11 protein-coding genes are annotated in these 12,630 nt (G+C 37.3%); 3 read left to right on the plus strand and 8 right to left on the minus strand.

What is annotated here, in order from left to right; all coding sequences use genetic code 11:
- Window positions 1–21: 21 nt before the first annotated feature.
- Window positions 22–168, minus strand: coding sequence for a hypothetical protein (locus tag IGI78_RS15855; RefSeq protein WP_159161216.1), 147 nt, complete (start codon window positions 166–168; stop codon window positions 22–24).
- A gap of 260 nt (window positions 169–428) precedes the next feature.
- Here IGI78_RS15855 and IGI78_RS15860 point away from each other — a divergent pair, with 260 nt between their 5' ends.
- A complete protein-coding gene (locus IGI78_RS15860; RefSeq protein WP_195266394.1) occupies window positions 429–1,280 on the plus strand; it encodes an Rgg/GadR/MutR family transcriptional regulator in 852 nt (283 codons plus the stop codon).
- A gap of 234 nt (window positions 1,281–1,514) precedes the next feature.
- On the opposite strand, the gene IGI78_RS15865 is transcribed toward IGI78_RS15860, so the two are convergent.
- Genes IGI78_RS15865 through IGI78_RS15880 form a run of 4 tightly spaced genes read right to left on the minus strand, consistent with a single transcriptional unit; the run spans window position 1,515 to window position 7,570 of the window.
- A complete protein-coding gene (locus IGI78_RS15865) occupies window positions 1,515–2,330 on the minus strand; it encodes a carbohydrate ABC transporter permease (protein WP_195266396.1) in 816 nt (271 codons plus the stop codon).
- A complete protein-coding gene (locus tag IGI78_RS15870) occupies window positions 2,327–3,208 on the minus strand; it encodes a carbohydrate ABC transporter permease (RefSeq protein ID WP_430618149.1) in 882 nt (293 codons plus the stop codon). The genes IGI78_RS15865 and IGI78_RS15870 overlap by 4 nt, the downstream gene beginning before the upstream one ends.
- A gap of 22 nt (window positions 3,209–3,230) precedes the next feature.
- Window positions 3,231–4,526: an ABC transporter substrate-binding protein gene (locus IGI78_RS15875; protein ID WP_430618150.1), complete on the minus strand. Its 1,296-nt coding sequence runs from the start codon at window positions 4,524–4,526 to the stop codon at window positions 3,231–3,233.
- Window positions 4,523–7,570 carry a glycoside hydrolase family 2 TIM barrel-domain containing protein gene (locus IGI78_RS15880; RefSeq protein WP_430618152.1) on the minus strand — a complete coding sequence of 1,016 codons (3,048 nt, stop codon included), beginning with the start codon at window positions 7,568–7,570 and terminating at the stop codon, window positions 4,523–4,525. The genes IGI78_RS15875 and IGI78_RS15880 overlap by 4 nt, the downstream gene beginning before the upstream one ends.
- Before the next feature lie 252 nt (window positions 7,571–7,822).
- Here IGI78_RS15880 and IGI78_RS15885 point away from each other — a divergent pair, with 252 nt between their 5' ends.
- Window positions 7,823–8,041, plus strand: a complete 219-nt coding sequence (locus IGI78_RS15885) for a helix-turn-helix domain-containing protein (RefSeq protein WP_015510596.1) — start codon at window positions 7,823–7,825, stop codon at window positions 8,039–8,041.
- Between the two features lie 77 nt (window positions 8,042–8,118).
- Complete coding sequence (locus IGI78_RS15890; RefSeq protein WP_430618154.1) at window positions 8,119–8,331, plus strand: helix-turn-helix domain-containing protein; 213 nt, start codon at window positions 8,119–8,121, stop codon at window positions 8,329–8,331.
- Between the two features lie 276 nt (window positions 8,332–8,607).
- Here the strand turns inward: IGI78_RS15890 and IGI78_RS15895 are convergent, their stop codons facing one another.
- From IGI78_RS15895 to IGI78_RS15905, 3 genes are all read right to left on the minus strand, one after another.
- Window positions 8,608–9,720, minus strand: a complete 1,113-nt coding sequence (locus IGI78_RS15895) for a hypothetical protein (protein WP_430618155.1) — start codon at window positions 9,718–9,720, stop codon at window positions 8,608–8,610.
- Window positions 9,707–10,648 carry a hypothetical protein gene (locus tag IGI78_RS15900; RefSeq protein WP_430618156.1) on the minus strand — a complete coding sequence of 314 codons (942 nt, stop codon included), beginning with the start codon at window positions 10,646–10,648 and terminating at the stop codon, window positions 9,707–9,709. The genes IGI78_RS15895 and IGI78_RS15900 overlap by 14 nt, the downstream gene beginning before the upstream one ends.
- A 361-nt stretch (window positions 10,649–11,009) precedes the next feature.
- Entirely contained in the window at window positions 11,010–12,626 is a 1,617-nt protein-coding gene (locus IGI78_RS15905) for a type I restriction-modification system subunit M (protein WP_430618158.1), read from the minus strand.
- Between the last annotated feature and the right edge of the window lie 4 nt (window positions 12,627–12,630).

Consider the following 12,630-nt stretch of genomic DNA (forward strand, 5'->3'; position numbering starts at 1 on the left):
TAGTGAGCTCCTTAAGCTTCATTAACTTCTGGTTGGGGCTCCACTACAATGACAAGTGCCACAAGTTATGATTGAAGCTTTGGGTTTCTGTGTATCAGATACGAATGCTGGGTTTACTTTTTTGAAAGTAAACTGTACTTTTGTTTCTTTTTTTACTTTCGTTGTCATAATACACACCTCCTTAAATTTTTGTTGGCGATAGATGTACACCAACTACCTTCAGATTAACAAGATTTTATTTTCCAACTACTTTCTGTAAAGATTAATCACTCTTTTACCCGCCAATTAACCATAATGTAAGACTAGATATACACAAAGGTAGTATAATATGCATAAAATTCACCCTTTCTTTTTTTGAAAAAGCATATTACACTTTCTTTAGAGAAATTAATTTTGTACAGAGTACTCACTTTTTAAGGAGGTTGTTTATGAGATGGGATGCAGGAAGTATTTACAAAAAGATACGAAAGAGTAAAGGGTTAAGTCAAAACGAGGTTTGTGGCACCAGCATTTCTAGAACAACCTTGTCAAAATTCGAAAATAATAAACTTTCACCTTCCTATGACACAATGGTCTATCTGTTGTTGCAAATTGATATGAGTGAAGAAGAGTTTCAATTTGTATGTAATGACTTCAGCTATGATTTAAGGGATGAAATTATTTCTCTTTTCTTTAGACAAACGTCGAACTTAGAAACTGCTCAACTTTTCAGGTTACTTGAAAAAGGAAATAAATATTTGAAAACAGCAGACGATATTTTTATAAGACACTTGATGAAAATCATTCAAAGTCTCACTTTACTGACTAATGACCAGATTGAGCAAATCGATTGTTTACCAAAAATCATCATAAGTGATGTCTGGTCTAAATTGTCAAAAATGGATGAATGGTACTATAGCGAACTTCGTCTAATTAATAGCTTTATGTATTACTTTCCGATAGAAACCGTCCTTTCGTTTCTTCCAAAACTACTTGAAACAGTTGAAAAATATGAAAAATTTACCCCTATGATTACAATTAGACTATCTATTCTATTAAATGTAGGATTACTTTTGATTCAGAACAACCATAAAGAAGCTGCAATTCCTCTACTCAAAGAAGCAATCGATCTAGGAAAAGAAGCGAAACGATATGACTATTTGTCGATTGCCAAAGTACGTTATGCTATCTGCATAGATGATTACAAAATAGCTTGTGAAGGTTTTCTCTTATTGGAAATGACCGGAGAAAACGATATTTTAGAGCATGTGAAAAAAGAATGGGCAGTTTTCTCTTCTTAATTAAATGCTTACCTATTTCCTTTTATGTACCGATGGACAAAAGACTGAACTAAGCAGAAACCAAAAAGCTATAACAACGTTGATATTCACTTTTTTCCGCCAACTGAAAGAAATTAGCGAAAAAGAGTAAACTCACAAAAATTGTGAATTTACTCCAAATCAATATACGGCTCTTCTTTTATGGAATCAAATTTTCTAACGATGAGCTAGTATTTTCTCGCATATAGCTTCTCCCTACTTCACCGATCCCAACATCCCAGCCACAAAATACTTTTGCAGCGAGAAGAAGACCACCATTGTTGGCAGAGTTGCGATCACGATTGCTAACATCATTAAGCCATAATCTGGATTATTGGCGGCACCGATGGCAGAAATCATCAGGGGAAAGGTTTGCTTTTCTGGTGATTGAAGGGTGATCAACGGCCAAAGGTAGCTGTTCCAACTATTGATGAAGGTAATGATGGCAGCTGCCGCATAAGTTGTTTTCATGGTTGGCATGTATATTCGGAAAAACAAGCCTAGTTCCGACAGACCATCCATTCGCCCTGCTTCAAGCAGTGACTTGGAAAACATTTTTGTGTTTTGTCTGAAAAAGAAAATCAGAAATGCGGTCGATAATGTTGGCAAAATGACTGAAGCTACTGTATCGAGTCCAATAAAAGGAATCGTCGTTGAAAAGCTGCCGAACATTCGAAACAGCGGAATCATGGTGGCGGCAAAAGGCAACATCATCGACAAGAGCAACATATTAAAAAGCATATTTTTTAATCGGCTTTGATAGATCTCAAATCCGTAGCCGGCCAACGAAGCGATCGTCACGGATAATATTGTCTGTAACAACGCAATCCTTGCACTATTAAAGAACACTTGTTTCAAGTCATAGGTTGAGACTAGGTTACGCCAGTTTTCTAGCAAATGGGTACTTGGCAATAGTTTGCCTTGCATGATATTTACGGTAGGGTTGGTGATACTCACTAACATGAAATAAAAGGGAAAGGCAAACAGAATGGTAAAAACACCTAAAAACACATATGTGCCTACTTTTTTCATTTGTCCTCTCCTCCGATCTTAAATTGGATCATGGAAAAGAAGATGACCATGACGACAATGGCATAGGAAACTGCAGAGGCGTAGCCAAAATCTGGTGTATAGCGAAAAGAAAGATTATAAATATATTGGGAAATCGTTGATGTGGCGTTTCCTGGTCCCCCTTGGGTCAAATTCATCGGTTCATCAAATAACTGTAGTGTGCCAATCGTTGAGGTCACGGCTGAAAACAAAATGACTGGCTTCAGCAAAGGGACGGTGATTTTAAAAAATTGTTTCGTTGGAGAAGCCCCATCGATTCTAGCAGCTTCATAAATTGCTGGGTCAATGTTTTGCAAAGCCGATAAAAAGAAAATCATATTGTAGCCGGTCCAGCGCCAAGTGATGGCTAAAATGATAATGACTTTTGCCCAAAAGGGACTAGAGAAAAAGGCGATTGGCTCAGAGACAATCGACAGTCTCACTAAAAGGGCGTTCACCACGCCATTTGTTGCAAACAGTGATTTAAAGACCATGGAGTATGCGACTAATGAAGTCACTGCTGGTAAAAAAATGATCGTCCGAAATAGGCCATTCAGCTTTAGGGTTTTCTGATTGAGCTGGACGGAAAAGAACATGGCCAACAAGACCATGACAGGCACTTGAAATCCCAAAAAGATCAAGGTATTTTTCGTGGCTGTCAAAAAGGTTTGATCCGAAAACAGCCGCCGATAATTTGCGAGTCCGCTAAAGGTCAGCCCGGTGCCGCTTCCTGATTGCAAGGATAATAGAAACGCTTGGATCATTGGATAAAAAGAGAAAAAGAAGATTAAGAGTGTCGGGATAGCAATAAACAGCCACCCCGTGATCACTCCTTTTTTATAAAATAATTTATTTTTCATCGTACATGCCCCTCAGTCCGTGTTAATTCAATTGATTGTCAGCAATCATTTGCGTGTTTTTTAAGACTTCGTCCAAATCTGCTCCATTGACATAGTCCAAAAAGCCTTGATTCATGATGTCTTCCAACGCATAAGTGTTTTTCCCAAAGTTAACCGAAGGAATTTCATTTGCCCAGTTCATGAAATCTTGATAGATAGCCTGATCGTCGAAGAAAGGATCTGGTGCATGATACGCATCTCCTTGTGAAGCGGGAACGTAAGAACCGATTGCTCCAACGGTTTGAATCAGCTCTTCGTAAAAGGCGATATTTTTGCCAAATACGTCAGCAATATAGCTCAGGGCTTCTTCTTTCCCATCGATATCTAACACATAAATTGACGAGCCTCCGAGATTGGTTGCATTGACTGAACCTTCGATCGATTCTTGCTTTGGTACTGGAACGACTGCCCAATCGCCACTGTGGCTTTCTTCTGCTTTCACCGATGGCGTGATCCAGTTTCCTTGTAAAACGCCTGCTACTTCGCCGCTGTTAAAACCTGCCAGCATTTGGTCCCAGCCATTGTGCGTTGTCATTACTCCTGAATCAAGCAGCATTTTCAAATCTTCAATCCCTTGTTTCAAAGAAGGATTGCCGTCAATAAACGGCGTTTCACCATCCTCCGCGGTATACCAGTAACCACTGGAATGCATCATCATTCGCAAATGTCCTAGATCGTTCATATCGATGGACAGCAATGGTTTGCCAGTTGCTTCTTTCACACGGATCCCCAATTCATTAAAGGTTTGCCAAGTGATATTGGTGAAATCTGACAGCTCCAAGCCCGCTTCTTCAATGATCGATTTTCGCAAGTAAACGCCTGCTACCCCTGAATCAAACGGCATCCCATACTGCTCGCCATCGATCGAAGACACCTCGATTTTGTAATCCATAAACTCGTCAACATTTATATACTCAGTCAATGGAACGAAATACTCTGGAAACACTTCTAAAAAATTACGAGCGCGAAAATCTTCAATCAAGACGATATTAGGCAATCCTTGGGTACTGCCTGAACTAAAGATGGTATTCATTTTTTGTACGCTGTCTTGTTGGGAAATCTCGGTGACATTGATTTTGAAATCAGGATTTTCTTCTTGATGATATGATTCCGCCAACTCAAAGGCTGCGATATTGAATTTTGGGTCCCACGCCCAAATGGTGATTTCCTCTGCGCCGTTTTGTTCGCCCCCCTCACGCTCTGGCGTATCGCTGCCATTCCCACAAGCAGCTAAGCCTCCTAGTCCAATCATTGCCATACATAAAGCTATTTTTTTCATTGTTTTGCTCCTTCCACTTTTTTTTGATAATTCATCTGAAAATCAAAGGCAAATGCCTGATTTTTTAATAAATACTTCGGTAAAATGCCGGGACCGCAACTGGCACTTCCTAATCCTTGCACCCCATAGTCAATGTTGACGGCAACTGCGTCGCTGGTTTCTAATTGATTGGTATGGGTCGCTTGTTCCAAATTGTTCTGGGTGTAGTGATGCACACTAAAATTCAGCGATTTGCTGGAAATAGTCAGTCCACCTCCAGAAGACTTAGACAAACGGAAGAATTTGGTCTTCATACGGTTGCCATTTTCTTGCGGCCGCACATACGGCGTGTGCATCTCTGGAACGGTTCTTTCCCACCAATCGAAAAACCCACTCTGGCAACTATCAGGATAGGTTTCATGCGGCCCAAGTCCCAGCCACTGAACATTCTGATGTTGTTTATCAATCATCAGCTGCACACCGATTCGCGGTAGGGTTTTCGGTCCATTGCCAAACGGGGTTCCTTTGACTGCTACACGGATGTCGCCTGCCAATGAAAGACGATACGTAAAGAACAAGTCAATTCCCCAGTCGAGGGAAATAGGCATGCTGTTGCGGCGAATCTCAACTTTTATTTCATCAGGGCGCTGTTCATAGGTAAACGCGAGCACACGCTCCTTTAAGTGGCGAATGCGAAATGCTTCCCATTCCTTGGCGATGCTTGCCGAACCAAATTCTTCACTGCCTAACAAGTCGTTGTCAGTCGGTGCCCGCCAAAAGTTCATTTCAAGCGGTTCAGTAAGCAAGGCTTGCCCTTCGATGAGCCACTGGCTCAAGGTACCTGTTTTCTTATGAAAAATATGGGTCTGCTCAGCTAAAGTAATCCTCAGTTCATCGGCCGTTTCTGAACAGTGAAAGGCATCCGCTTTAGGTATTTGTACGCTTTTTACTGGTTGATCAATGACGGCTTGTTCCCAAGCAACTGCGTGTTCTAGAGAAAAATCTGGCGCACTTTCTTCAAAGAAAAACAGCGTGACCACTGCCTGTGCTCTTCCTGCTAAGCTCAGCGTAGCTTCTTCTGGCAGGGAAATGGTCGTTTCTTCCTGAGGCAGAAGGTCGATTCTTGGCAACTCTTGTAAGAAAATCACCTGATCGTCTTCTTTGATTTGCAGGACTGCCTGTAAAGACGCTAAATTTCGAAAGTCGAAACGGTTGGTGATGTGACAGGTCTGTTCTGATAGCTGGAAGGTGATTTTGACAGGCTGAATCACTTTCTTATACTCGAACAATGCTGGCGATGGCGTACGATCTGGAAATAGCAATCCATCAATCACAAAGTTGCCATCATGGATTTCCTCTGCGAAATCACCACCATACTTGTAGTACGTTTCACCAGAAACACGATCTATGCTCTTGATGCCATGATCGATCCACTCCCAAATAAAGCCGCCTTGCAAACGAGGATAGCGATAAAACAATTCCAGATATTCGCTCAATCCACCAGGGCCATTGCCCATCGCATGACCATATTCACATAAAATATGCGGTTGTGTTAAGGAACGTTCCCCCTGTTCTGCCATTTCGCCAACAGAAGTATACATAGTCGAAATGACATCAGACGCTTGGCACGCTTGCCATTCTCCCAAGGCTTTCAAGTGCCGTGCTTCTCCTTCATAATGAATCAGACGACTGGGATCTAATTCCTTGATCAGCTGCGCCATCTTCAAATAGTTTTCCCCATAGCCAGACTCATTTCCTAACGACCAGAAAATGATCGAAGGATGATTTCTATTTTTTTCGACCATTCTTTTTGCTCGGTCTAAATACGTCGGCAACCATTCCTCACTACTGCTCAGTTCATTGATCCTTTGGGTGATATCCATCCCATGGGTTTCAATGTCTGCTTCGTCAATGACGTACAGCCCATAACGATCACACAGGTGATAAAACTTTGTGTCTGCTGGGTAATGAGAACACCGTACAGCATTGATATTGAATGCTTTCATCATCTGCACATCTTGTTCCATCGTCTCAACCGTCAGACTTCTACCAGACTCACAATGCCATTCATGGCGATTGACGCCCTTTAGCACCACCCGCTTTCCATTGATTTGGAAAATACCGTCGGTTATGAAGATCTGTCTAAAGCCGACTTGGAACGGAATGACTTCCAACAGTTCCTCGCCTTGATACTGTTTCACCAAAAGATGGTATAAGTACGGTTCTTCTGCGTTCCAGGGAGTGATATCTTCAATGGTTGCGGAAATCGTCCAATCTGCTTTTGCTCCTCCTAGTCTTTTCTCAGCTTTCTTTAAAACGGTTACATTTTCTTGATCTAGCAATTTGATTTCTATCGTACGTTCTAACTGCTCTGGTATTGTAGGGTTAAAGAAAAGCGAAACTTCCAAGATGCCATCTTTGTATTGATTGCATAAATCTGCTTGGATCGTTACATTTTGGATCGACTGCGGCTTACGGGAAAACAAGTAGACTTCTCTAAAAATTCCTCCAAGCCACCACATGTCTTGATCCTCGACATAGCTCATCGCGCTCCATTGCTTCACCTTTACACTAAGCACATTTTTGCCCTTTTGAAGATAGGGTGTGATATCAAACTCAGAGACCAAGCGACTGCCGGTGCTGTAGCCGACATACTGCTCATTGACATGCACTTCAAACACCGATTCCACGCCTTCAAAGTGAAGCACATGCTCAAGATTAATGTCCTCCACAATAAATGCTTTTCGATAAAAGGCGGTTGGGTTCTCCATCGCAACAAATGGCGGATCAATCGGAAAAGGATACTGGACATTCGTATAAATTGGTTTTCCATGCCCTTGAAACTGCCAATGAGCAGGCACCTCAATTTTTTGTTCATACACAATTTGATTTTCTGCCTCACCCAAATAAAAATCCCACAGACCATTTAATGACTGATACCCAAAAGATGCCTGCGGATCCCCTTGCATAGCTGCTGCGATCGTTTCATAACTAAAAAAACTGGTTCGAGGCGACAAGCGGTTTTCATGTAGTATTGCTGGATTGAATATTTTTTCTTGGAACATAGCTTCCTCCTGATGTGTTTCGTCCTGTCTGTAACAACCAAGTGACTTCTCCTCTATATGGACCCTCTTTGAAGATGGCAATTACATAGAGATAAATTTGTTTCTGCTTTTCAAGTACTCCCTCCTTTCATTTCCTATGTAAGTTACTAAATATATTGATGTTTAACAGAAAATCCAAAACAATTATGCGTTTAACGCATGATATGCCGTAGCACAAAATTACTCACCTAAAATAAGGTTGAGGTGATTTTTATGTATCATAGAATTCGTGACTTACGCGAAGATAAAGACTTGAATCAAGAACAACTTGCTAAACTACTGAATATCAGCCAAACAACTTACTCCCGCTATGAGTCAGGGAAATTAGACATTCCTACCCAATCTCTGATTAAACTTGCAGATTTTTATTCTACTAGCGTCGATTACTTGCTTAATTTAACAGACCATCAAAAGCCTTATCCTCGTAACTAACAACATAATATGCGTAAAACGCATAAAAGTCAATATGCGATAAGAGCATAATTTAGAATAGTATCGAGGTGACGTGAATGTTTCAGCGAATCCGCGATCTGCGGGAAGACAACGATTTAACCCAACACCAGATTGCTACTCTTTTAAATATTTCACAGTCCACGTATTCTCGGTACGAGAACGGTGAATTAGAGATTCCTATTCAAACGTTGATAAAGTTAGCAAATTATTATAATACTAGTATTGATTATTTGGTAAATTTGACTGATATTAAAAATCCTTATGGGTGACTTTAGAGTTAGTAAAATATAAACAATCTAATTTTATTAATCTGCAGGACATATTTTAACTAATTAAACAGAATTTTCACTTTAGAATAGTGACATGTACCACAATTTTCTAAATATCTAATTTCTAGTTAAAACATAAGACACTACTATTATTAGTCAATAACATCTTCTCCATATTAGAGTTTAGCAAAAAAACTACCTTCCGAAAATCGATAGGTAGCTTCATAAAATATATAGTTTTTAAATGCAATTGACCCTTATTTTCAATTATAATAGTTATAGGAAAATTATTAAAAGTCTATAGATAAGTAAATTCAGCAAAATTAAGAAGATAAGCACATAGATTTTTGGAATCTCCGGTTCTTTTATATAACGGTCAAAATATTTCGACTCAAAAAATAACTCATCTATATAAAATTTTTTAAGTTTCTTAAATTCTTTTTTCATTTCTTGAAATTCTTTTACATATATACCCCATATAATTACTAGGGCCATAATAAATATCATTAAAAATAAAGTGACCTTTTCTGATTTGGAACAAAATAGTGAAAACCATAGATCTTTGCTTTTTATACCTTGGAGCTCACTATAAACAAATAGTGCGATGGATGAACCCCATCCTAAGAATTTCAAATGCAAAGACTGTAAATTTTCTTGTCTATGTTTATTTATCTTGAAGAAATCTTCACGTAACATATTTACTTGTTCAAAATATTTTTCTGTCTCTTCCTTTATTATCCTATTAAAAGCAGATTTTATTCCTAGCAAGTCAGATTCAACTAAAGCAAAAGAACCTTTCTTGAGAATAAATTCACGAACTATTTTAAGTCTAGTATTCAAATTTTCCTTGCTCTGAATAACCCAAGTATAAATATCGAATAAGTTTAATGACTGTATATCATCGAAATCAAAATTGTATATAACCTCGTTTTCGTCATTTTTAACTTTGAAAAGAAAACTATTGTCGCTATATTCAGTAATATTTGAAAGAAAGAATAGTATATATATATTTTGTACAAAAGTTAGCTTAGCAGATTGTTGATAGTCTTGAAAGTGCGTTACAGAAATACTTAAATCTTTTTTTTCTAGCCCATTTATATTATTTGAAGAAAGTATTTCATCAAACTTTTTTACTTCTTCAGAAAGGTCAGTAATTTTTTCAATCTGTCCATTTCTGTATATTTTCATCTGTTCATCAAATTTTTTTATTTTGAGTTTATCAATAATTCTTGAAAACTTCGAACATTCCTCAATATAATACTCTTCAAAGAAAAGCAAATCTTTCTTATTATACAGCTCGCCATCTTCAATATAATTATTCAAACAAAATGGGTATTCCCCACTAAAAACAAACGATGTAATATTAAATGAACCATTAATCTTTTCCATTTTTTAACTCTTCCGGCAGCTTATCAATAAACTCCTCATCTATTGATAAAATAACCTTTCCATCTTTATATTCTATTCCTTGTCTCTTAATAAGTTTAGTAAAATTTTCTGTAGAAATTTTTGTTTCCGGCGAAATTAATATTGTTTTATGATATTCTTCTTTGATTGCCTTCTTGGAGATATCAAATTCCGAGTCAATTAATTTAGATTCACTTGAAAAGATATCATTCAGATTTTTTTCTTCAATTAATCCAGGGCTGATCAACATTTCCGCTAGTATAACTTTATCGAACTTCTTATTACTAAATAAATAACTCTCTGTTACATCCTTTATTTTTGGAAAAAGCTCAGATTCATAAATTTTTTGAATATAAAGCTTATCCGTCTTAATTAATTCGATTAAGTGTTTGGAGTTTTGATAGTCATTTCGATTAAGCTCTAGACTTAAGAATTTTTCTCTCCAATATTTAGCCACACTTTTATTTTTATCAATAACTTTAATATTACTGAGGCTACTTTCAAAAATGCACCCCTTGTAGTAGTCCGACTCAGTCGTAAATGATGTTCTCATCTCGTAGTTATTATCTTTGTCTATGACTTCTAAATTTTCAAGCTTAAGCAAAAATAATTTTGTATTTTCCTTTTTTATAAAAAGATAACCTTCTGTAATTTGTCTATTCCTTGTTCCATCAGTTTTTAATTCGGCTAATTTCAATGCTTCTGCAAAGGACTTTAGATCGAATGTTTCTGTTTCGGTATGATATTCCTTTAAAATAGAGTCGTCATTGGCATTACAATCTATTTTATTATGATCAATATTTTCTGGGGAAAATATTTTGGAAAACACTTTACTTATATTCTCTTTATCAAGCGGTTTCAATTTTTCCTCGTGTATCTCTTCACTAATTTCATAAACTCTTATATCCATTTATTACTCCTCTCTTAGACTGATTTGCATAAAATTTATCCATTGACTTATAACTGATCAATTCGTTGTGTTATATAGAACGAGCTGTTTTCATGACTTTAGACGATTTTATTTATGCTAAAGGATTATAACAATCACCTAATTATTGTCTTTCCAAACAATTCATATTAATCAGCTTCTATAAATTGAGCCTATCAAAGTTAACCTTATATTATTTATTAAATCAAATATCAACATGTAAGAAAGATTCGTCATAAAATTCGTCCATGAGAAATCATAAATTACTATATTCTGATTTCTCATGGATGAAATCCAATAAAATAAACAATGTAAAAAAGAAAAAAATTTCTTACACTCAGTTTTATTTGTTAAGCATATTCATAAACTTTTGTAATTCTTCTTGAGATTCATCTGTTGTGCCTTGTAGTTCACTCAGCATTTCAAATAGTTTATCGGTTGATTCCGTAATTTCCTGTCTCACTTCTGCTAGTTCTTGCGCTAACTGTGGCAATGGTGTAACTTCTTCTTCTTCAAAGGTATCTACATATCTCGGAATATTTAAGTTGTAATCATTTTCTTTAATCTCATCTAAAGACGCTACATATGCATATTTTTCAATATCTTCACGATTCTCATATGTTTCAATAATTTTTGCAATATTATCTGACGTAAGTTTGTTTTGGTTTTTCCCTTTATCAAATTCATTGGATGCATCGATGAATAAAATATCCTTAGTTGTACGTGCCTCTCTTCCCTTAAATACCAATACACAGGTAGGGATGCTTGTTCCGTAAAAAAGATTCGGTGGCATTCCAATTACAGTATCCAATAAGTTATTATCAATAATATTTTTGCGAATTTTCCCTTCTGCAGCGCCTCTGAATAATACTCCATGCGGCAATACAATCGCCATTGTCCCATTTTTGTCCAAATGATATAGCCCGTGTAAAATAAAGGCATAATCAGCTTTTGATGCTGGTGCAACACCAAATCCTTTAAAACGCGTATCTTTTTCACGGTCAATTCCTTTTACATCCCATTTGGCTGAATAGGGAGGATTGGCAACGACAGCATCAAATTTTAACGGAATCTGCATCCCCTCTTTTTCTGCAAATGGCCAATCTGCCTCAAGTGTATCCCCACGTTTTAAGTTCATGTTGCGATAGTTGATTCCATGCATCATTAAGTTCATACGAGCTAAGTTATATGTTGTAGTATTCAATTCCTGACCATAGAAATCAACACTACCTGATTTATGTCCATCAGGTAATTCATTTTTTACCGTTAGCAATAATGAGCCTGATCCCATCGCTGGATCGTAAACACGAAATTGATGACCATCAGCTTTCGCATCTTTGGTAACGATTTTTGCTAGGACTTGACTAACTTCATGTGGTGTATAAAATTCGCCACCTTTTTTTCCAGCATTAGCGGCAAATTGGCCGATTAGGTATTCGTAGACATCTCCTAAAATATCGTGTCCCGATTCATCTTTAAAATTAAAGTCGTTCACCATTAATACAACATCGTTTAACGCTTTTGCACGCTCATTTGTATTTGAACCTAAACGCGTGTCACCGAGGTTAATATCCGAAAAGACATTCGCAAAATCATCTTCAGCAACAGGATTACGTTTTGCATTTACATTAAATGAATCTAGCATGTCTTGGAAATCACTAGCTTTGATTTGATGATTTTCAATCTTAGATACTAATTTATCCCATGTATAATCGGGATCAATGGCATAGCCAATCCCACGACTAATTTCTTCTAAGTAATCTTCTTTTTCTTCTGGATCTGTTACTTCGTAGTATTCTTCCAAGCCATTCTTTTTTAAATAGGTATCTTGATTTTCGGATAAGTAACGATAGAACATGAATGGTAAAATATAGTTCTTATACTCGCTCGCGTCCATAGTTCCACGTAACTTATTGGCCATTGCCCATAGTTTTTTTGTAATTTCATTTGCAGTACTCATTTAT

The sequence above is a fragment of the Enterococcus sp. DIV1767 genome, from assembly GCF_050542585.1.
In the GTDB taxonomy this organism is placed as follows: Bacteria; Bacillota; Bacilli; order Lactobacillales; family Enterococcaceae; genus Enterococcus_D; species Enterococcus_D innesii.